This is a genomic window from Spirochaetota bacterium, assembly GCA_040756435.1.
Taxonomy (GTDB): Bacteria; Spirochaetota; UBA4802; order UBA4802; family UB4802; genus UBA4802.
In genome coordinates this window covers 1-20496 of the sequence record JBFLZD010000009.1, presented here as the reverse complement: position 1 = coordinate 20496, position 20496 = coordinate 1, and the positions used below count along the sequence as shown (strand labels likewise).

Here is a 20496-nt window from a genome sequence, read left to right as displayed (position 1 = left end):
TTCATACCATAGTTTTCAGGAATAATTGCTATCATAGAATATTATTCAGAGTAAGGTATTCCAACCAATTTTGGCCCATATTGCCATCCAGTATCAAAATCCCAGAAGCCAACAACATAATTAAATATAATATTCAATGGAAAATATAACTTAACTGAAGTGAAAGTAACACGGACACGTACTAAATAATTTGATTTCCTGTATTTGAAGCCATCTTCAATAACTATCTGTCTGTTAAAAAATAGCTCATCGATAAGCGATTCATCACTATAAAAGGAGATTGGAACTTTTGCCTGTGTCACTATATAGGACTTATTAAAAAAATCAAATTTTACTTTTTTCTTCACTGTAATAGATTTAATAATTTCCTTTGGCATCAGCGGTAGTAAAGGGTCTTCAACAATCTGGACTGTATATTCTACCTGGCCTTCAAGCCCGCGTTTTAATGCCTCAACAATATCATTTGATTTAACGTCAGTAACCGAAAAAAATACATTGAGATTATTGGAATTAAAATTAACATTCCCAAAAGTAATATCCTGTGCAAAAATAGTTATAGAATATAATAACAACAATATAGTTATAATTAATTTTTTCATTTAAAATTCACTGGATACGATACACTTATATGTAGTGATTTGTTTTCAGGTTCAAACGAAGTTTTAAATCCCTGTTTGCTTTTCCAGTATGGATAATAAATCAATCTATTATAGTCATGAGCTGAATCAACAGCATCAATCACCGAGAACACCCTGGTAAAAAAGATTGAAAAGAGTAGCCCCACCACAATAGTCCGGTCCTTCTTACTGATATCCTGCCAGTTTACATCCTGCTCACTACTGGAATACTTATCAGAAATATAAAATAACATGTATACAAGCAACCCTTTTTCAGCCAGATCAGCTAGCAAAAATGCTGAGCCCTTTTTATAATTTTGAGTGTAGAATTGTCCCAATCCGCTCCATGACCAGGACAGCACACCCGCAATAAATGGGTCTTTTCGTTCAGGCTCTTCAAAAAGAATAGGAGGAGGAACATTCCCCGGTACAGCAGATAGCTTGTTTTGTTGTATTTGTTTATCCTTCTGGGCAAATGCAATTGAAAACAAGGATAGTATGATAATTGCAACTAAACTTATCTTAGAAACCAGACGATAACCCAAAATACATACCTCCATCACTATTATATCCTAAGTTTATTTGTGGGTACTTTTTTATCAATTCCTGGCGCTTTTGCTGTAATGAATTATTAAAGGAACCAGCGCTTTGAACTGCATCAATAATATTATAAATATGAATTAGTGATAGTGTGGCAACTGTAGCATAAAAAAGATACTTTCGCTGAGTGCTGATAACACCTAAATCAGTACGCTTTGCATCAATTCCTAAATTAAAACCAGAATCACTTCCAGCTTTAAAATTAAAATCAAGAAAATAAAAAAGTGATCCTATCACTATGGTATATTCTGTTACCAGGAAAAGAGCACCTTTTAATTTTTCATCACTATAAAACTGCCCAAGACCTGGCATATAAAAAGAAAGAATACCAGCAAAAAGTGGATCCTTCTTTTTTTCAAAAAGCACCTTGATTTCATCATCAGTAAGCGATAGTTCCTGGGGAGGAACTTCTTTTTTCTTTGTTTGCGCGTGAAGAGGGCTTTGCAATATCAGTATAACTGCAATCAATAGCCATAGTATGCAATGTATACCATGGGTTTTCATTTTGAGGCTAACTCCGCAAAATCATTTTCAATAAGAGCTGACAATCGATCCACAGCTTCTTCTTCCTTTTCGCCATTAGCCCGTATTATCAGAGAACTTCCCTTGGTTATAGCTAATCCCAGCACGGACATGATGGATTTTCCGTTTGCTTCCATCTGTCCTTTAATGATATAGATATCACATGGGAATTTCATTGCTTCTCGTACCAGTATTGATGCAGGACGCGCATGGACACCAGCATCACTTTTTACCTTTACCTTCTTTTCTTTCATTTGTTGTTATTCTCCCTTGCAATCCATTCCTGAATCTTTTTATCAAGTTCCAGCGCGGAAAATACGCCCATTTTTTTTAACCGTTGATTAAGTGCTGCAGTTTCTATAATTATCGGGATATTCCTTCCAGGCCTTACTGGAACAATAATATAGGGAACTTCAATATCAAGTATGGTATACACCTGTTCTTCTATACCAAGCCTGTCATAGTGGGTATTTGCATCCCACTCCTGTAATTCAGCCACAAGCTCAATACGCTTTCTGTTCCTTACTGATCTGATACCAAATATATCACGAACATTCAATATTCCAATTCCCCGTATCTCCATATGATGGCGTATAAGTTCAGAGCCGCTTCCCATTAACAAGGACTCATCAATTTTTTTTATCTCAACCAGATCATCAGCAATCAACCGGTGCCCTCTTTCTATTAACTCTAAGGCAGTTTCACTTTTCCCAACCCCACTTTTACCTATAAGCAATATTCCTATGCCAAATACATCAATTAATGTACCATGTATAGTTACCGACTCTGCAAATGCAGCCTCAACGATATGGCTTAACAAGCTTATAAACCGGGTTGTTGGATGTTGAGTAACAAAGGTTGGAACCCTGTGCTTTTTAGCGTACTCAATAAACACCTCATCCGGATATTCATTATGGGTATATACACAGCAAACTATATTATAAGAAAAAAATTTACTGTAAATTTCCTCTCGCCTTTCACGAGATAACTGCTTGATATATGCTGTTTCACCTAATCCAAAAATCTGAATACGGTCATAGGCAAAATAATCAAAAAAACCAGCCAGGGTAAGACCCGGCCGGTTAATTTCAATAGCGGTGATAGCCTTATCAATTCCTTCCCTGCCAGTGATCAGTGTAAGCTGCAGGTCAATCTTTTGTGTATTTTCTAAAATATCACGGATGCGCAGTTGTTTTTTCATTGTTCCATTAAAATGCCGGCACCAGAAGTTCTAAATTTTTGCCGTGTTTGTAAATTATATTGAGATAGTTAGTTTCAGTATTAAAAAATACAATGAATGGAGTGTTATTTTTTGTTATTTCGATAACCGCATCATTGATTGCCATCATTTTAATATTACATGATTTTTTCTTTTTAAATTTAATATCTGGATTTACTGATGAATCATTCTTGATTTCAAGAGTATATTCATTAAACTTTGACGGGTTAAATGAATTTTCCTGTATCATTTCAAACGGTATTTCAATCATTGTGTACTCATTGCCATCTTTATAAATTGCAGCATAATTTTTATTCATATAGTCAACTGAATCTTTAATTGATTTCTCGCCCTTCTTAAACAAAGTAAAATCACTGCCATCCAGTTTCATTTGCAGATATGCTTCCTTTTCATCTACCGGTTTATTGCTCACCTGCCGTATTGTTATGGAACTCTGCTCACCTTTGACAGTAAATGTAGCTATATCTTCAAGCTCACTTAACGGCGTAACCTTATGTCCTGAATGCCGTTCTTTATATCGTACTATTTGCTGTTCAATCTTGTCAAGCAAGAGGTCTATAGAAGAATACATATCACCAGCTTTTTCTTTAGCATAAAACTGCACGCCATCGCCATTAATAGTAATTTCAGCTATATGGTCCTGACGTTCTATCAGCAACCATACATGCATATCAATCAACTGATGAAAATACTTGGTTAACTTTGATAACTTTTTTTCAGCATATTCACGAATGCTATCGCTTACTTCAAAATTTCTGCCTGTAATTGTTAGATTCATGGTCACCCTCATGTTTCATTAAATATAATTTTTTACGAATATGTGATGCAGGGATAGATAACATATCCCTGTATTTTGCAATAGTCCTGCGCGCAATACGGATACCCTCTGCCTTCAATATGTCAAGTATTTCCTCATCACTTAACGGATTTTGTTTTGATTCACTATTAATAAGTTCTTTCATCCGTTTCATAATAGTATCAGAGGATGTATCCTCATTATGTACGGATTGAATTTTTTTAACAAAAAAATATTTAAACTCAAAAACACCCCATCTGGTCTGGGCATATTTATTGGCCACAGCACGGGCAATGGTAGATTCATGAAATCCCAAATCGGACTCTAAATCAGCATAAATTAAAGGTTTTAAATAGCCAGGTCCTTTTTGTAAAAACTCTTTCTGCCTGTTCATTATTGCATACGCAACAAGAAGAAGTGTTTCATTCCGCCTGCTGATATTGTTTATAAGATTCCTTGCTGCAGTAACTTTATCATGTATAAATTCCCTTGTTTTTTCATCAACTTTTTTTTGTTTCAGCATCTCAATGTAACGAGCATTAATATATAATTTGGGCATCCATTCATCAAGAAGGTTGATAACAACTTCATCATCAATCAGATGAACCTCAATATCAGGACGTACATACAATGGCTTACGGGTAAAAAAATGTGCACCCGGATATGGTGTCAAACTGGTAAGGAGTATAGCTTTTTCTTTTACTTCTTTCGTGCTTATATTCAGTTGTTTAGCCACTTTATCATACTCATATCGCTGAATATATGGGAGATAATCCTTTATTATCTGTTGCAACAATACATCATCAGGATAAAAGTATTGTGCCTGAATATACAATGAATCAGTAACAGTGGAAGCACCACACCCAACGGGATCCAGTGAGTGTATTATATTGAGAAGTTTTTCTATTTTTGAACTATCGCCACCTAATTCTTTTTGCAAATCCTTTATAGAAACAGGCAAAAAACCATTATCATCAAGGCTGGTAATAAGCTCCTCAAGCATGGTCATTTCATCAGGTGCAAGTTGCAACATCCTTGCCTGAGCCAATAAATGCTCCTGCAATGTTTCAGCCTGCGAAACAATTTCCATTACATTCTTTTTGTCATAATCTAAAGTGGGAGTATCTTCGCTTTCATATTCGGGAGTAAAATCTTCTTTTGGGGAAACCGTTCCTTCTATTTCCTTTTTAGCGACAGTATCCAGGGATTCAAATCCATCATTAAGTGTATCGTCACACTCCAGAACAGGATTTTCTTCCAGTTCCTGTAATAATATTTCCTCTAGTTCAAGTGTAGGTATTTGTAATAAGTCTAAGGATTGTCTAAGACTCTGGGTAAGGCGTAAACGCTGGGTTTGTACCACATCAAGCTTTAAGAAAGCCATTCACTCCCTCGCAACAATCTTCCTCAATTCAGATGTTCCTGACTACACCACATTCTTACATAAATATACAAAAATTTCAACCCAATTGTCCATTTAAATTGCATTATTGCCTGATATTTTCCAGCGAAGCCCTAATAAAATCCTTAAATAAAGGATGTGGCTTTACAGGCTTTGACTTGAATTCAGGATGAAATTGAGTACAGATGAACCATGGATGATCCCGGTATTCAATGGTTTCAACCAGATTATTTTCAGGATGGAAGCCCGACAGCACCATACCATTATCCTCAAATACCTGCTTATATTTAAGGGTAAACTCAAATCGGTGTCTGTGGCGTTCCATTGCAGAATTGGCATTGTAAATTGATTTAATTTTTGAACCATCCTTAAATACACATACATATGCCCCCAACCGCATGGTTCCTCCTAATTTATCCACAAGTTCCTGCTCTTCCAGAAGTGAAATAACAGGATATGGTGTTGTGGGGTCAAATTCGGTGGAATTTGCGTTTTCCATACCACATACATGGCGGGCAAACTCAATAACAGCGCATTGTAATCCCAGGCAAATGCCAAACAGCGGAATCTTATTAACACGTGCATATTCAATAGTTGCTATCTTGCCTTCAATACCTCTATTCCCAAAACCACCAGGTATTAATATGCCGTTAACCCCTTTAAAAAGTTCATCCAGTTTGCCCATGAATTTGCGTTCAATCTCTTCAGATTCTACCCGTACAATTTCAAGTTCTGCATTATTGGCAACAGCACCATGAGTAAGCGCTTCATAGATTGAGCGGTAGGAATCCTGCAGTGAAATATATTTCCCTACAACAGCAATCGTGACTTTTTTCTTTGGATTCATCAGGGATTTAATAAATGTATCCCATTCGGGAAGATGCAGTGGTTTTACCGGAAGACCAAAATGCTCCAGCACCACCTCGTCATATTTATTGTCATGCAACATATAAGGAATTTCATAAATGGAATGACTTATATCAACAGCCGAGATAACATTTCGTTCCGACACATTACAGAATAATGCTATTTTGCCTTTCAAATCATCAGTAAGCGGCCGTGATGAACGGCATAGAAGTATATCTGGCAATATACCTAATTCCATAAGTTCTTTTACTGAATGCTGGGTTGGCTTTGTCTTTTGCTCACCAGCCACTGTTATTGTTGGCACCAGCGTCAGATGAACATTGAGCACTCTTGTTTTGCCTAATTCCTGTCGTATTTGCCGTATTGCTTCTAAAAAAGGAATTGATTCAATATCACCAACCGTTCCACCAATCTCAACAAGCAAAAAATCAAGGTCATCTTCATTTGCAACATCATAAATTCGCTTTTTAATTTCGTTGGTGATATGGGGAATAACCTGTACTGTCCTGCCCAAATAGTCCCCACGGCGTTCACGCATGATCACCTCATAGTATATCTGGCCGGTGGATACAGAATTTTTGCGGGTAAGCTTAGCGTTAGTCAGGCGCTCATAATATCCTAAGTCTAAATCTGTTTCAGCACCATCCTCAGTAACATATACTTCACCATGCTGGAACGGACTCATAGTACCGGGATCAATGTTAATATACGGATCCATCTTTATGATAGAAAGCTTATACCCATGTCCTTCAAGTAACAGCCCCAATGAAGCTGTAGATATACCTTTGCCCAATGAAGAACATACGCCACCGGTAACAAAAATAAATTTGGTTTTTTTGTCTTTCATATATCCTCTAAACAGATAGTATCCATTATATCGTAAGCCATAAACAGCAATTACTAATACCTGTCAAGAATTTGTAACAATGTAATCAAAATTGACATCAAAAAAAACAATTCTTGACAAAACATAGAAGTTACTATAGTAACAGTTTTGTGTTCTGTAAAGAAAAAATAAAAAAATTTTTATTATACAGGAAAATGCCATGACAGAAAAACGTAAACATCCACGCAAGGAATGCAACATCAAGGTCAAATTTGATTATTTTGAAGGTGATCCTGAAAAAGTTACAACAAGTCAGAAACCAACAATAAGATCAAAAGGATATATTCTAAACATCAGCTCATCCGGCGCATTTATGGTATGTAACTGCCGAGTCAGTGTTCAGATGCCAATGAAACTGTATTTCAAAATCAATAGAACTAAACTGGAATTAACAGGTGAAATTGTACGCACAGGAATGATTCAAAATAACCCTTCCGAAGTTGCACAGCGGTATGCAGCAAAGAAAGTTAAGGGCGATAGTTACGTTGCTATACGCTTTAATGAACTATTACCTGAGGAAATACTGACACAGGTTTAAACACTGATGAAGACTAAATTTATCCGCATAGACGATATATCAGAAATAGATACATCCAAAATCAGTACTTTTGATTTAGCTAACCGGTATATTGATAAATACGGCAATATGTATGGGTTACGATATAATAGAGCCGAAAGAAAAATAGAAATAGTAAAAATCATGCGCACACCCCGAAAGCATGCTTCATATTTTTCACAGAAGTTGCAACGCAAAGCTGAAAAAGTTGAAAGTATGCATCAGGATGACTATTTAGGCGAGGTTATGGAATTTGACCCCGAAATGTGCATCAATCATATTGTGGAAATTACCAGGACACATAAAGACCGTCTTAATGGAATTATTGCCAGTATAGCAAACGCAAATATCATTTCGGATACTGACAAGATGACATGGAATACCATGAATGACTATTTCAGAAATTTAGACATGGATGGCATACAGGCACTTGAAAAGATTGTTGAATTGTACAACGAATTCAACAACTATCCGCGATCAATAATTTACTATCAATCAAAATTAGATACAAAGCACCGGAAAATTCTTGATGAAATACCTTCTGAATCATCAAAATTACGCTATGTCAGGTATTATGAGATGTGGTATCAGGTGAAGACTGCATACAAAACCATCATAAAAATATTATCTGATATACGGTTTTTGCTGGAACAGCAGCACATTGAAGAAAAAAGGAATATGACGCCGTTTCAAAAGCAAACATACTCTGATGCAATACTATCCATAGACAATACACTTGCTGAAGCAAATAAAATCCTTTCTGACTGTGCCCTGATTGAAGACATGATAAGTACAAGTAAATCATTTGTTGGGTAAAACTTATTATTATTTAGCAATAGTATAGTTTATTTTACCAGCATCCAATTGCTGTTTAACATCTTTATTACCAACAACCACAATGACATAGCCACTGACAATACTTTTAAAGGACATAGTAATATCATTGTTTTTTACGGATGTAATGCCGTCAGGATATTCCTGAATATACGATTCAGGTAGCCTATTATAATCAATCCACATGTAGTACTGTATAATATCACGCAATGAGTTAAATTCAAATATATAACTTTTTAATAGTGATTCCTTTGCCCATTGTAACTGCTGCTGAGATGGCCCTGTTTTTGCAAAATTAGTTAAAACGTTTTCCATAATTGCGATAGTTGCCAATGTCGTTGCTGCTGATGTCTGGGCGTAAGCTAAAAATAAACCAGTATTTTTCCGCATGCGTACTATTGAACCTGTGGAGTACGCATATCCCCGTTTTACCCGTATTTCATCCATAAGCCATGAATTAAACGACCCACCACCCAGTATGTAATTACCAGCTTCCAGCGCATAACGATTGTTGCTTTTAATTGACGGAGCAACTGTTGCAATGACAATCGTTGACTGCGGTATATCCTTTTCAATAAAATATATCTTTTTAGTGCTGATATTGTTCTTTGCTTTTTCTATATCGACTGTGTAATCGATTGCATACCCATGAGGCAGAGCGTTGGTCATTTGTGCTACATATTGTATTACGTTTTCTTTATTCAGCGATGTTACAATTCCAATGCGCACATTTTCCTTAACAACGTATTGCTTCCACAGTTGTTCCAAATCAGCATCGGTTATTCCATCCAGTGACTGTTGGGTCATGACTGCTCCATAGCCACTATCGCCAAATACATAGTGCCGTGCTTTTTCCATGGCAATAGTCATTGGGTCATCCTGCTTTTGCTGTATTTGCTGTTTTAGCATGAAGCGTGCTGTTTGTGTTAACTGCCTATCAAAAAGCGGATTTGCAATGATGTCAGCAAGGATTGTAAATGCCTTAGCAGCCTCATCCTGATGCACTCGCATGCTGATAGTTACCGTTTCAAACGAGGCACTGACCAAATAACGTCCACCTATTGCATCAATGTATTCATTTATATTGGGGTAATTCTTTGAACCACCTAGTGACAGTACCAGCGCTGCCAGCTGGCTTATGCCGGCATTAGTTGCATGTTCATATAACGAGCCAACTCCAATAGAAACATACACTGTACACTGGGGTAATGTATCCTGCGCATAAAATACAGGAACACCATTGCTATCAATGGTTTCAATATGTGGAAGTGTTATAAGACTATTTGCTGGAACAAACAGTGGTATGAAAAGTATAGCCAGTATGATTATTGCTTTTATGGTCTTTAGCATTATGTATTCTCCATTGAAAATGTTATGTATCACACAATGTCCTTTAAAGTCCCGCCCCAACCAGGACCAAGAGGCCTTGATACGTTCCCTGTTGTATCTTGAATGACATATCATTTTCACCCTCACCGTTTTTTCAAAATTGCAACGGTAGTCCATTCCTTTTTACAGTACATATCTATTACACGTTTGATATCTTCACGTGTTACTTTTTTCAACATTTCACTGTACGTTGCTATATAACGCCAATTACCGGTAATTGTTTGATAGTAGCTAAGCATACGCGCCACTCCTAAATTAGTATCAATATCAAAAATGAGTGAAGACTCTAAACGGCGTATGGCAGCATCAATTTCCTGCTGTGTGCATGTGGTACCAAGTGCTTCAAGTTGCCTGTACAAAAGCTCCTCCACCGCTTCGCACTGTGAAGAATCTTTTGGAGTTGCCTCAAGTATAAAAAGATTATCATACCGTGAACCCGGATACCCGTTATAAGCTTCAACCTGAGAAACAAGCTTTTTATCCAGTACTAACGTTTTATACAACCGTGAGCTTTTGCCACCTGCAAGTATTTCAGCAATAACATCAAATACATAATCATCAAAATGCTGCATGGTGGGCTTATGCCAGCCAATTAAAAGATACGGTGTTGCATCTGCATATGTTACAAGCCTTCTATTGTTTTTACTATCTTCTTTTATGGCAATAAAATCCTGCGATGGTGCCTGTGGTATTGTCCCAAAATACCGTTTCAGGATTTTCAGCGTTTGTGATGTATCCTGTTTACCCACAACGGTAATGGTCATCTTTTGTGGAACATAATGGTCAAAATAAAATTTGCGCACCAGGCTCAATGACAAAAATGGAATATTTGATGTATAACCAATGGTGGGATGCCGATAAGGATGTGCCAGGAATGCAATACCCAAAAAATCCTCAAATAATTTACTTTGCGGGTCGGATTCATAGCGCATCAGGCGCTCCTCGTACACAGTGTTACGCTCGGTATAAAATTGTCTGAAGACCGGTTCTTTAATACGTTCTGACTCTAATTTTGCCCACAGTTCCAGCGCATCATTGGGAAGCTCTATGTAATACTGTGTCATGTCGCGTGATGTGCTTGCATTAAAGTTTATGCCACCTGCCTGCGTGTAGATGGCATCATACGCTGAGTTTACCACATACGCATTTGCCTTTTGCTGCAATGTTTGCAATCGCTCTTTTAATAGAGGCAACTGTACATTATCAGGATTTGTTAATGATATACAGTCAATTGTTTCACCCACTGCTTCAATCTGTTGCAATAATTTTTGTTCTTCTTCAAAGTTTGTAGTGCCCACTGTCTTTGTGCCTTTGAACATCATATGCTCCAAAAGATGCGCTGCACCGGCAGTTTGATAATTTTCATCAACCGAACCCACCTTAAACGAAATTATCAATGCCAGCGTTGGCGTATAGCCACTGTTTACCAGCAAACAGGTAATGCCATTGGGAAGCGTATATTGCTCCACAGCCACATTATCCAGCAAAGGATTTGCATTAATTGGGCGATAGTTTATGATAAAGAGTGTAATGATAAGAAGAAATATTATAATTAACAGCCGCTGGTTTACATTCATAGTCAAGGATTCTCCTTCATAATAATATGATGTAACATTTACATTAATGTTTTTACTATCAATCAATAAAAAAATATTTAATTATATTATGCTGAGATCGCAGATTGCCTTCAGAGAAAATATATTAAATTATTGTTACACAAATATTGACTTTTACTACAACCATTGCTAAATAATTCTAAAAAATCAGGAATACTTTGGATAATATATATGGAAATAAATGAAATTACAAAATTAATAATTAATTGTGCAATTGAAATACATACCGAATTAGGTCCTGGACTCCTTGAATCAGTTTATGAAACCATTTTACATAAAATGTTGATAGAACGTGGTTTAAATGTTGAAAGACAAAAATCAGTAAGTTTTGCATTTAAAGGTTTCCGTTTTGATGATGGTTTCAGAATTGATTTATTAGTTAATGATATAATTATAATTGAATTGAAATCAGTTGAAAAGTTATTGCCATATCATCATAAGCAATTATTAACCTATCTTCGATTAATGAATCGTCCTGTTGGATTATTAATTAATTTTGGAGCTCCTACCTTAAAAGAAGGACTAAAAAGAATAGTAAATAAATATGAAGATAATGGGTGATATACTTTTTTTACCCTTCTCTGATAGCATTAAGAACGCAGAGTCATAGAAGTATTTTGTATAGTTTAACATCCATTTCTTTTCTCTGCGTTCCCTGCGTGCTATATCTTTAAACTCACATAGAGTTCGCCAAGTACCCAGAACTTTAGAGATTTGGAAGAGCTTCTACACTACACCTCCTTTTCTCTGTGTACTCTGCGTTCTCTGCGTGACTGAATGTTTAAAATACAATATTTACGCCAGCCATGATGAAATGGCGCTCTGATGTGCCGGATGGATACGCATCACCTGGTAAAAACAGCCCATAATTGGCAAAGAATGAAAAATCATAATACACCGGCCAGCGTAGCATCACATCAACACCCTGCCCCACAAATGATTTTGGCAATTCTGCCTCACCACCGCTAATGGGCGATTCTTTTTTATCCTTCATGTAATATGAATAATATACAACAAGGTTCATTGCCTTTATGCGGTCACCGCCATTATAGAATGGTGAAAATCCAATTCCCGGGCGTATAACATGCAAATTGCCTAATTGTGGCCGCAGTGCAAAACCACCCAAAAATGTTCCAAAGTACATGAAGCGCGTATCATCATCAAGGGTATTGCCGGTTGCATTGCTGTAGCTTGTAGCATCCTTATCTCCAGTACCATAAGCATACTGCAGATTAATTAATGGACGGTAGGCTGCTTTCCAGAAATATCGCAATCCTGCCAGTACTGCCATAGCTTTGATATCACTTTCTTCCTGTATGCCTGGCATAATGGTTGCATACGATGTACCCATCTGGTATACGTATTCTACATAGTATGACAGTGAGTCGCTTACCACTCCTTTAACACCTGCACCAATGTACTGTGCATCGTAGGCTGATTTATTATTTGCATCCTCATCCTGTTTGTCTATCTCCATCAGGCCATACAGGTAAACGGTATTATTGAACAGAAAATCCTTTGAATACTGTGCACCGGTAAAGATGCGCTTTGCGCCATCGGCTATATCGCGCGAACTTAACCCATACGGGTTATCATCTTTATTAAGCAATCCTGAATACATGCCAAAAGCTTTCAGGTCGCCGTAGCGTGAATAATATTGTACTTCACCGCCATCACCGCGGCCGTTGAGCACAAGCCCTGCACCGGTTACATAATACTTGCGCCCTAACACCACACGCAGCTTATTTTTCATCACTGGAATGGTAACCTGAGCTATATCTAAATCAAATACGTTGCTGGTATTATCAATATTCACATCCTGCTCGCGGATTACTGCCAAAAAGCTATCTTTGATACGCACATACAATGATGCATTTGCCCATAGTGTGCTCGTAAGCCATACACGAGCAGTGGTTACGGATGTCATCAAATCGGTGTCAGTTGTACGCTGATCTATAACTACCGGTGTAATCCATCCACCATACCGCAGTGTAAACGGTTGCACTGGCTTTGTGGCAACCGCTAAATCCGGGTCAGCGGCAACATCGGGTAAAGGTATGTATTCCTCCTGTGCATACAGAAGGGGGGATGTATTAACAGTAACTATCGCCAAAAATAATATTATTATTTTTTTCATTATTCACCTCCAAACCTGCCCATAATTTCCATAAGCTCCACACCGCTTAATGCAACGCTTTCCCCTGCATTGGCTGGCAGGTACCCCGCTGCTATGCACGCAAACACCGCATAGCGCTGGCTTTTGAAAATATTAAACATAAGGGAATGTTTTATATTTGCCTGTTTTGCCATCATGTAGGCAACAATACCCATGGTGGCAGGCGTTTTTGGATCATATACCTTTGGCAATATTCCTTTTGCAGCAAGTGCTTCCGCATCCTTTGCATACCCCTGACTGGTGCCATCGGTTGACATCATAAAAAGCACCACTGCATCTTCAACCGTTGCCACCGGCTTTTCGGCAAGCTTTACTGCAAGCATGGCACTTTGCGCAAAAACAGCTGTTGCCATACACAGTGTCATTATTAATAGTATAATTGTGCGCATGAAACCTCCTTATGGTACGGAATTTCTACATCTAATTATTGTATTATGCACCCACTTCATAGCCATCATTCCGGGCTTGATCCGGAATCTTTTCGTCATCTGTCATTCTGGACTTGATCCGGAATCTTTACGCCATCCGTCATTCTGGACTTGATCCGGAATCTTTTCGTCATCCGTCATTCCGAGCCTGACCCGGAATCTTTTCGTCATCCGTCATTCCGGACTTGACCCGGAATCTTTTCGTCATCCGTCATTCCGGGCTTGACCCGGAATCTTTATGCCATCCGTCATTCCGGGCTTGATCCGGAATCTTTTCGTCATCCGCCATTCTGGACTTGATCCGGAATCTTTTGTTCTCACCATAAAGATCCTGAATCACTCCTGAAATAAATTCAGGACATGATTATGGATGACTTATTGCACATTCGTCATTCCGGACTTGATCCGGAATCTTTTGTTCTCACCATAAAGATCCTGAATCACTCCTGAAATAAATTCAGGACATGATTATGGATGACTTATTGCACATTCGTCATTCCGGACTTGATCCGGAATCTTTACGCCATTCGTCATTCCGGGCTTGACCCGGAATCTTTATGCCATCCGTCATTCCGGACTCGATCCGGAATCTCTTATCATATAGCTGCAATATCATCATATAAATCTAACCATTGAGGATTGATAGATTCAATTAATGTAATCTTACACTCTCTTTTCCAGTTTTTAAGCTGTTTTTCCCTTTTAATAGCCTCCTCTATTGTTTCAAAAATTTCATAATATACTAATCTTTTAAGATTATATTTATATGTGAACCCTTCTACCAAATTAGTCTTATGTTGATAAACCCTCTTTATTAAATTTGATGTTACACCTATATACAATGTTCCATCTTTTCTGTTTGTCATTATATAAACAAATCCCCTTTTCCCCATTGCACAAACTATCCCACATTGCTATTTGAGATCCTGAATCAAGTTCAGGATGACTGCACTGAATCACTCCTGAAATAAATTCAGGACATGGTTCAGTATGACTTATTGTACATTCCATATCAAATTGACATTGATCGATGATGCTCCACCTACATTGTCCAGCACATCTGCCGGGGTTTGGGTTGAATCTACTAGCTGGTCGCCGTATTTGCCCATCATGTCCTTTTCCTCATCAGTGAGATTATCCGGTGCGGTCTTGCCTATGTAGTTATTTTGCATATTCCCGGTAAGGTCACCACTGCGCGGATCATCCCCTCCCTTGCTGTATTCTAAGTTGCCTCCAACCTTTTTATTTTCTCCATTTGACTGTACATTAAGCTCACCTTCAGGGACTGTTACCTGCATACCAAACCCAGGCCCAAAGCTTGTATTCTGCTCGGTGCCCCGCACCGATGATGTTGCCACCGGTGTGGTAATTAAAAAGCTTGTTTTTACCTGTGGCAGCTTTTTAACCTTTGCATTGATGCTTCCATATTTTAAGCCCAGGCTGTTGGTGGACTCATCCTTTTTGGCAATGTTTTTATACACCTTGATAAGGGTAAGTGATTTTATGGTTACAATGTGCCCATCTATATCAAGCACAGCCTGTGATTTTGCACCAGTCTGGATTTTTGTCCCTTCTTTTAGCTGCATGCCTTTTTGCAAGGGCTTGAAAGCACCACCGTCACTGTACAGCGCCTCACCCTTTACGCTTACCACGGTAATGGCAGCAAAAAGCGGACCTGCTACAAAAAGCAGCGCCACAGTGATGATAAGCAGTGTATGGATTTTTTTCATTGGGTTTCCTCCTTTTGTAAAATTTTCTTATCTTGGATACTCTTCATTAATAATCAATAAATGTTTAGTTGTCTTCTATCACTTTCACCATATCTTGTAACTGATAAAATCAAATAGTTATAATTCAAATCTAATGTCGCAGGAATAGTATATGTAATGGAATATTGATCCATTGTAAATTGTATATTGGTTAATGTTGTATAGTATTCTTCTGCAAAGTTGCTCCCCACAGGTTTTCTATATAATTTAAATGCAATGACATTTGGATTTATTTGTGTATAAGCTGTTATAATTATTTGATTTTGACTTTGATAATATGAAGCACTTCCATCATACCGTGTAAAATCAAACAGCTCCCCCATCTCAATATTTAGATTAACCTCTTGTCCTGGAGAAAGGTCTACTGTGGTTATACCTCCATAATATCTATAACCACTTTCATCATATCCTACCACCTCAAATGTACGCTGGCTGCCTGCGGGGACTTCCAGTGTTATTTTGCCGGTATCAAGTGGTATACTCTCTTCAATAGTTTCCATATCAGAAGCTTTTATAAATAACTTTATCTGAGTAATGGAATATGGAAGCCCAGGCACTGGATCGGCCTGCAGTGGCTGTGAAAAGCTAAGTAACGCAAGAACACGGCCAAACCAGTTAAGGTGCGCCTGCTGGCGTATGCCAGTGTCAATAGTAACTGTGGCAGTGTTTTCATAGCTACAGGATACTATTGTTGCAATTACCATGATTGCTATTATTAATACTGTGTGGCGTTTCATAATTTTCCTCCAATTAGTAGAAGTATTAAGGCTTTGCTCACTGCGTGTTCATACACATCATAAGCAAGTGCCTACATTGTTATATCCTTAATCCTTATAAGAATATAACAACAGCTTTGTTACTATAGCTCATGATATACAATAGGCAGGGGCAAGTACACATCATTGCAATTATAAAAAAGAACTGGTACACATATAACAGTAGGAACATTATATATGTATTAATTACAGCAATATAACAATAAAAGTGCAAAAAAACAATTATATAGCAACACTTTTTTATATATTTTAATAAAAAGTTCAGTATGACTGTACGGTTTTTTTGATGTGGCTCTGACCCCCACTTTGCCAACACTGCATGATTTTTTATTCTTACACTAAGGACGAGGAAAACACAAAGAGCTAAAAATATTCGTTATTTTATATTTTTTTCCAACCAATCACTCATTTTGGTGGCACACTCCAATGCTTTTTCACAATCTTTCTTATCGGGCTCGCCATAGGGGAGTAAACCCAAACCAGCAGGGTATCGTGATCTATAAATACTGTTTAAAAAAATAGCTTCATCATTGTTTAATGGAATATCAACTCCTAATGCTACAATTATATTTTTCAAATCAAGAATATTATGTGTTCTATGAAATTCTATATCTTTTTCAACCAGGAATGCTTTCATAGCTTTTTCAACAAATTGCTGGCAATGATAACATACCATTCTTGGTAAATTAAGTTTTTCCAGATATTTAGCAGCCATTAATTCCTCGTTGGCTATACTAATCCATTCTGCTGTTTCTTTTTTCATAAAGAATTTTGCTATTTTTTAAAATATTGATAAAAAAACTATATTTTTCATTTACAAGTGTATCAAATTCTTCTGGAGTATAGACAAACAAATCAACCCCCAATGATGGATTAATAATTTTGGCTACTTCTATAATCCTATCAATTGGTCGTTTAGAAGTTTTCTTTATTATTAACAAATCAATATCACTATATTCATGGATATTCCCATCTAACAAAGACCCAAAAAGTACTATCCTTTCAGGATCATATTTTTGTTTAAGAACTTCTACAATTTTTTTCAACTCAGCATCAAGTAATATTTTTCTTTCTTCAACACTACTCAGTTTCATTAGTTGCTTATTCCAACATTTTTAATTTGAATCTATCATCATTCATATATTGCATACTATATTTGCTTTATAAAGTAAATAAAATTATGTTATTTGCAAGTATAATTTTTGTTCTTAACTTCTTTAGCTAATTCTCTTTGCATGGTGCATATTTTTTCCCTTATGCTCAGGACACAAAAAGTTCAGCCTTTTTTGGATTATATACTTTTCCTTTTGATGTGGCTCTGACCCCCACTTTGCCAGCACTGCATGATTTTTTATTCTTGACACCGTTTTGTTTTATGCGTATATTTTCATCTTACGCATAAAAGCGGTTTATCTTTTCCATCAGGAGGGCTTATGAAAAAAATTTCCTATCTTTTACCTGTTATTATTGCACTGTCACTGTTTTCCTTTTTGGGATGTGGATATAATAAACTTCAGATGCAGGAAGAAGAGGTGTTCAAGGCATACGGCGATTTAGAATCGGCGCTGCAGCGAAGGGCTGACCTTATCCCAAACTTAGTTGCCACGGTGAAAGGATATGCCGCGCACGAAAAGCAAACACTGCAGGCTGTCATTGAAGCGCGGGCAAAGGCCACTTCTGTTCAACTATCGCCAAAAGATTTAAGCAACCCTGAAGCTATTGCAAAATTTCAGGCAGCGCAGGGCGAGCTATCAAGTGCACTGGCACGTCTTATGGTGGTTGTAGAGCGCTACCCCAATTTAAAAGCCGACGCACACTTTACCGATTTAATGCACCAGCTTGAAGGAACTGAAAACCGCATCAATGTGGCACGACAGCGCTATAACGAAGCAGTTAAAGAATTCAACTCGTCAATACGAATTTTCCCCTATAACCTGACAAATAATTTTCTGCTTCACTTAGAGCGCAAGGAGTACTTCAAGGCTGAAGAGGGCGCCAAAGCTGCTCCTAAAGTTTCATTTGAATAGGCGATAGTTACCTATGAAAGACCTGGTTGCAAAAATATTGTCTCAGGCTGATGCGCAGTGCATTATTGATGCTGTGAAAAAAGCTGAGAAACTGACGAGCGCAGAAATTGTCCCCATGATTGTCACTGCAAGCTATCATTATCCGCTTGCACGCGTGTATACTTCGGCAGTCATTTCGCTGCCACTTGCCATAGCACTGACCCACTATATTGCACCATTGTTTTATTTTCACAAAGACAATCTGTGGATATTCATAGTGTTTTTTAGTCTGCTGTTTCTTGTTTTCAAAGTTACTATTGCTAAAAGCATCTTTTTAACGCGCCTTTTTTTAAACCCGCGCGAAGTTGATGCCGAAGTGCGTGAAGCAGCCATCACTGCATTTTATAAAAATGGTTTGTATAAAACCGCTGATAAAAATGGCGTGCTTGTGTACATAACACTTCTTGAAAAAAAGGTGTGGATACTTGCTGATGAAGATGCCCATAAAAAAATTGAACCCCAATTTTGGGATATGTGCATTAAGCAAATTATTACCGGCATTAAACAAAAGCAGTTTATTCCTGCATTGTGCGCAACCATTGAAACTATTGGCAACAGACTATCAAAAGAATATCCCTATAAACCTGATGATGTTGACGAGCTTAAAAATATAATTGTTGGTGACAATCAATGAAATGGGTTTTCACAGTACTATGTGCGTTGTGTGTGAGCGTTACTGCTATTACTCAGGAGTTAGCGCCCATCCCGCCTTTACGGGCACATGTCAATGACTATGCGGATATACTTTCATCCACAACCGAAGCTGAATTAGAGGCAAAATTAACACAACTTGAAAAAGAAGATTCAACGCAGGTGGTTGTGGCAACTGTTCCTTCAATTGGCAACGAGGATATTGAATCCTACTCCATACGATTAGCTGATACATGGAAAATTGGTCAAAAGGGGCTGGACAATGGTGTCATTGTGTTAGTTGCTCGCGATAACCGAAAGGTACGCATTGAGGTGGGTAAAGGACTGGAAGAAACGTTAACAGACCTGCTTGCCGGAAGAATCATTGATTATATCATCATCCCTGAATTTAAAAACGGCGATTATGATGCCGGCATTACAAAAGCCGTTGATGCCATCATTGATATTGTAAAGGGAAAGTTTGATGCAAACAGCTTAAAACCGCAAAAATCAGCTCCTGACTATGCTGCATTTATGTGGATTGCCTTTATTGTTATGTCGTTTATCAGTGCTTTCAGGCGCCTTTTGAGTGGGATATTGGGTGCTATAGTGCTTCCTATAATTGGAGCTTTTTTTGGATACACTTTATCTGCACTTATCTTGCTGGCCATTATTGGGTTTATTGCTGGCATAATCCTTTCATCAATGAAATCTGGCGGTGGAGGTTTTTCAAGCGGTGGGTTTTCTTCTGGTGGCGGTTTTTCATCAAGCGGTGGCTTTAGCGGCGGCGGTGGCAGCTTTGGTGGTGGCGGATCTTCAGGTAGCTGGTAGTGAAGGGAGTATTGAACCTATTGATAAAATCGTTTGACATAGAAAGTGCATGGGATATACTCTATAAAGAATGATCATACTTATTAAAAAAATAAAAAACAAGGAGTACTTTAATGGGATATGCCATACGTATTTATGAAGCATTTAAAGATGACCAGGAAAAGGCTAAGATATTGGCTGAATTCATTGAGATGGTAGAGGAAGCTATTAGCAACAATCAGGTTGCAACACGGCAGGATATTACCTTGACCGAATTAAAATTGGTGAAAGAGATTGAGCAAACGCGTAAGGAAATTAAAGAAGTTGAGCTTAAACTTACCAAAGAAATTGAAACAGTGCGAAACGAAATTAAAGAAACGGAGCTCAAACTAACCAAAGAAATTGAAACAGTCCGCAACGAAATTAAAGAAACCGAACTTAAACTTACCAAAGAAATTGAAACAGTCCGCAACGAAATTAAAGAAACCGAACTTAAACTTACCAAAGAAATTGAAA

At 37.7% G+C, this 20496-nt stretch carries 24 protein-coding genes; 7 read left to right on the top strand and 17 right to left on the bottom strand.

Features of this window, described 5'->3' with window-relative positions; translation table 11 throughout:
- Positions 1 to 41 precede the first annotated feature (41 nt).
- The 8 genes from AB1444_04185 to AB1444_04150 form a co-directional block, all read right to left on the bottom strand.
- The gene (locus AB1444_04185) at positions 42 to 599 is read right to left on the bottom strand and encodes a DUF4390 domain-containing protein (protein MEW6525850.1); all 558 of its coding nucleotides are present in this window, start codon (positions 597 to 599) and stop codon (positions 42 to 44) included.
- Complete coding sequence (locus AB1444_04180; GenBank protein ID MEW6525849.1) at positions 596 to 1162, bottom strand: hypothetical protein; 567 nt, start codon at positions 1160 to 1162, stop codon at positions 596 to 598. Before AB1444_04180 ends, AB1444_04185 begins: the two co-directional genes overlap by 4 nt.
- Entirely contained in the window at positions 1140 to 1721 is a 582-nt protein-coding gene (locus tag AB1444_04175; protein MEW6525848.1) for a hypothetical protein, read from the bottom strand. Before AB1444_04175 ends, AB1444_04180 begins: the two co-directional genes overlap by 23 nt.
- Positions 1718 to 1993 (bottom strand): HPr family phosphocarrier protein, encoded by a 276-nt coding sequence (locus AB1444_04170; GenBank protein ID MEW6525847.1) that lies wholly within the window; start codon positions 1991 to 1993, stop codon positions 1718 to 1720. The genes AB1444_04175 and AB1444_04170 overlap by 4 nt, the downstream gene beginning before the upstream one ends.
- Positions 1990 to 2940 carry an HPr(Ser) kinase/phosphatase gene (hprK, locus tag AB1444_04165; protein MEW6525846.1) on the bottom strand — a complete coding sequence of 317 codons (951 nt, stop codon included), beginning with the start codon at positions 2938 to 2940 and terminating at the stop codon, positions 1990 to 1992. Before hprK ends, AB1444_04170 begins: the two co-directional genes overlap by 4 nt.
- Positions 2941 to 2947: 7 nt before the next feature.
- A complete protein-coding gene (raiA, locus tag AB1444_04160) occupies positions 2948 to 3757 on the bottom strand; it encodes a ribosome-associated translation inhibitor RaiA (GenBank protein ID MEW6525845.1) in 810 nt (269 codons plus the stop codon).
- Complete coding sequence (gene rpoN, locus AB1444_04155; protein ID MEW6525844.1) at positions 3726 to 5159, bottom strand: RNA polymerase factor sigma-54; 1434 nt, start codon at positions 5157 to 5159, stop codon at positions 3726 to 3728. Before rpoN ends, raiA begins: the two co-directional genes overlap by 32 nt.
- A 103-nt stretch (positions 5160 to 5262) precedes the next feature.
- A complete protein-coding gene (locus AB1444_04150; GenBank protein ID MEW6525843.1) occupies positions 5263 to 6891 on the bottom strand; it encodes a CTP synthase in 1629 nt (542 codons plus the stop codon).
- Between the two features lie 199 nt (positions 6892 to 7090).
- Between AB1444_04150 and AB1444_04145 the strand changes: the two genes are divergently transcribed.
- Positions 7091 to 7468, top strand: coding sequence for a PilZ domain-containing protein (locus AB1444_04145; protein MEW6525842.1), 378 nt, complete (start codon positions 7091 to 7093; stop codon positions 7466 to 7468).
- A gap of 6 nt (positions 7469 to 7474) precedes the next feature.
- Complete coding sequence (locus tag AB1444_04140; GenBank protein MEW6525841.1) at positions 7475 to 8302, top strand: hypothetical protein; 828 nt, start codon at positions 7475 to 7477, stop codon at positions 8300 to 8302.
- 9 nt (positions 8303 to 8311) lie between these two features.
- Here AB1444_04140 and AB1444_04135 read toward each other — a convergent pair whose 3' ends face one another.
- Together AB1444_04135 and AB1444_04130 are read right to left on the bottom strand one after the other, a co-directional pair.
- Positions 8312 to 9670, bottom strand: a complete 1359-nt coding sequence (locus AB1444_04135; GenBank protein ID MEW6525840.1) for a pitrilysin family protein — start codon at positions 9668 to 9670, stop codon at positions 8312 to 8314.
- A 122-nt stretch (positions 9671 to 9792) separates the two neighbouring features.
- Positions 9793 to 11286: a pitrilysin family protein gene (locus AB1444_04130; GenBank protein ID MEW6525839.1), complete on the bottom strand. Its 1494-nt coding sequence runs from the start codon at positions 11284 to 11286 to the stop codon at positions 9793 to 9795.
- A gap of 210 nt (positions 11287 to 11496) precedes the next feature.
- On the opposite strand from AB1444_04130, the gene AB1444_04125 reads away from it, so the two are divergent.
- Positions 11497 to 11886: a GxxExxY protein gene (locus AB1444_04125; protein ID MEW6525838.1), complete on the top strand. Its 390-nt coding sequence runs from the start codon at positions 11497 to 11499 to the stop codon at positions 11884 to 11886.
- Positions 11887 to 12106: 220 nt separating this feature from the next.
- Here AB1444_04125 and AB1444_04120 read toward each other — a convergent pair whose 3' ends face one another.
- From AB1444_04120 to AB1444_04090, 7 genes are all read right to left on the bottom strand, one after another.
- Positions 12107 to 13462 carry an alginate export family protein gene (locus tag AB1444_04120; protein MEW6525837.1) on the bottom strand — a complete coding sequence of 452 codons (1356 nt, stop codon included), beginning with the start codon at positions 13460 to 13462 and terminating at the stop codon, positions 12107 to 12109.
- On the bottom strand, positions 13462 to 13890 hold the full coding sequence (locus tag AB1444_04115) for a hypothetical protein (GenBank protein MEW6525836.1): 429 nt from the start codon (positions 13888 to 13890) through the stop codon (positions 13462 to 13464). Before AB1444_04115 ends, AB1444_04120 begins: the two co-directional genes overlap by 1 nt.
- Positions 13891 to 14525: 635 nt before the next feature.
- Entirely contained in the window at positions 14526 to 14822 is a 297-nt protein-coding gene (locus tag AB1444_04110) for a GIY-YIG nuclease family protein (protein MEW6525835.1), read from the bottom strand.
- A gap of 102 nt (positions 14823 to 14924) precedes the next feature.
- Complete coding sequence (locus tag AB1444_04105) at positions 14925 to 15659, bottom strand: FecR domain-containing protein (GenBank protein ID MEW6525834.1); 735 nt, start codon at positions 15657 to 15659, stop codon at positions 14925 to 14927.
- Positions 15660 to 15712: 53 nt separating this feature from the next.
- Positions 15713 to 16435 carry a hypothetical protein gene (locus tag AB1444_04100; GenBank protein MEW6525833.1) on the bottom strand — a complete coding sequence of 241 codons (723 nt, stop codon included), beginning with the start codon at positions 16433 to 16435 and terminating at the stop codon, positions 15713 to 15715.
- Positions 16436 to 16850: 415 nt separating this feature from the next.
- On the bottom strand, positions 16851 to 17237 hold the full coding sequence (locus AB1444_04095) for a HEPN domain-containing protein (GenBank protein ID MEW6525832.1): 387 nt from the start codon (positions 17235 to 17237) through the stop codon (positions 16851 to 16853).
- Entirely contained in the window at positions 17209 to 17568 is a 360-nt protein-coding gene (locus tag AB1444_04090) for a nucleotidyltransferase domain-containing protein (GenBank protein MEW6525831.1), read from the bottom strand. Before AB1444_04090 ends, AB1444_04095 begins: the two co-directional genes overlap by 29 nt.
- Before the next feature lie 339 nt (positions 17569 to 17907).
- On the opposite strand from AB1444_04090, the gene AB1444_04085 reads away from it, so the two are divergent.
- The 4 genes from AB1444_04085 to AB1444_04070 all read left to right on the top strand — a co-directional run.
- Positions 17908 to 18501, top strand: a complete 594-nt coding sequence (locus tag AB1444_04085) for a LemA family protein (GenBank protein ID MEW6525830.1) — start codon at positions 17908 to 17910, stop codon at positions 18499 to 18501.
- 13 nt (positions 18502 to 18514) lie between these two features.
- Entirely contained in the window at positions 18515 to 19174 is a 660-nt protein-coding gene (locus tag AB1444_04080) for a TPM domain-containing protein (protein MEW6525829.1), read from the top strand.
- On the top strand, positions 19171 to 20001 hold the full coding sequence (locus AB1444_04075; GenBank protein ID MEW6525828.1) for a YgcG family protein: 831 nt from the start codon (positions 19171 to 19173) through the stop codon (positions 19999 to 20001). Before AB1444_04080 ends, AB1444_04075 begins: the two co-directional genes overlap by 4 nt.
- A gap of 113 nt (positions 20002 to 20114) precedes the next feature.
- Positions 20115 to 20496 (top strand): hypothetical protein (locus tag AB1444_04070; protein MEW6525827.1); only part of this gene is annotated, 382 nt, incomplete at its 3' end.

Coding starts and splice junctions, on each gene's coding strand:
- AB1444_04175 (MEW6525848.1), bottom strand. CDS start 1,721: ATGAAAACCCATGGTATACATTGCATACTATGGCTATTGATTGCAGTT.
- AB1444_04135 (MEW6525840.1), bottom strand. CDS start 9,670: ATGCTAAAGACCATAAAAGCAATAATCATACTGGCTATACTTTTCATA.
- AB1444_04115 (MEW6525836.1), bottom strand. CDS start 13,890: ATGCGCACAATTATACTATTAATAATGACACTGTGTATGGCAACAGCT.
- AB1444_04085 (MEW6525830.1), top strand. CDS start 17,908: ATGAAAAAAATTTCCTATCTTTTACCTGTTATTATTGCACTGTCACTG.
- AB1444_04170 (MEW6525847.1), bottom strand. CDS start 1,993: ATGAAAGAAAAGAAGGTAAAGGTAAAAAGTGATGCTGGTGTCCATGCG.
- AB1444_04120 (MEW6525837.1), bottom strand. CDS start 13,462: ATGAAAAAAATAATAATATTATTTTTGGCGATAGTTACTGTTAATACA.
- AB1444_04125 (MEW6525838.1), top strand. CDS start 11,497: ATGGAAATAAATGAAATTACAAAATTAATAATTAATTGTGCAATTGAA.
- AB1444_04095 (MEW6525832.1), bottom strand. CDS start 17,237: ATGAAAAAAGAAACAGCAGAATGGATTAGTATAGCCAACGAGGAATTA.
- AB1444_04110 (MEW6525835.1), bottom strand. CDS start 14,822: ATGGGGAAAAGGGGATTTGTTTATATAATGACAAACAGAAAAGATGGA.
- AB1444_04075 (MEW6525828.1), top strand. CDS start 19,171: ATGAAATGGGTTTTCACAGTACTATGTGCGTTGTGTGTGAGCGTTACT.
- hprK (MEW6525846.1), bottom strand. CDS start 2,940: ATGAAAAAACAACTGCGCATCCGTGATATTTTAGAAAATACACAAAAG.
- AB1444_04090 (MEW6525831.1), bottom strand. CDS start 17,568: ATGAAACTGAGTAGTGTTGAAGAAAGAAAAATATTACTTGATGCTGAG.
- AB1444_04105 (MEW6525834.1), bottom strand. CDS start 15,659: ATGAAAAAAATCCATACACTGCTTATCATCACTGTGGCGCTGCTTTTT.
- AB1444_04100 (MEW6525833.1), bottom strand. CDS start 16,435: ATGAAACGCCACACAGTATTAATAATAGCAATCATGGTAATTGCAACA.
- rpoN (MEW6525844.1), bottom strand. CDS start 5,159: ATGGCTTTCTTAAAGCTTGATGTGGTACAAACCCAGCGTTTACGCCTT.
- AB1444_04140 (MEW6525841.1), top strand. CDS start 7,475: ATGAAGACTAAATTTATCCGCATAGACGATATATCAGAAATAGATACA.
- AB1444_04130 (MEW6525839.1), bottom strand. CDS start 11,286: ATGAATGTAAACCAGCGGCTGTTAATTATAATATTTCTTCTTATCATT.
- AB1444_04185 (MEW6525850.1), bottom strand. CDS start 599: ATGAAAAAATTAATTATAACTATATTGTTGTTATTATATTCTATAACT.
- AB1444_04080 (MEW6525829.1), top strand. CDS start 18,515: ATGAAAGACCTGGTTGCAAAAATATTGTCTCAGGCTGATGCGCAGTGC.
- AB1444_04150 (MEW6525843.1), bottom strand. CDS start 6,891: ATGAAAGACAAAAAAACCAAATTTATTTTTGTTACCGGTGGCGTATGT.
- raiA (MEW6525845.1), bottom strand. CDS start 3,757: ATGAATCTAACAATTACAGGCAGAAATTTTGAAGTAAGCGATAGCATT.
- AB1444_04145 (MEW6525842.1), top strand. CDS start 7,091: ATGACAGAAAAACGTAAACATCCACGCAAGGAATGCAACATCAAGGTC.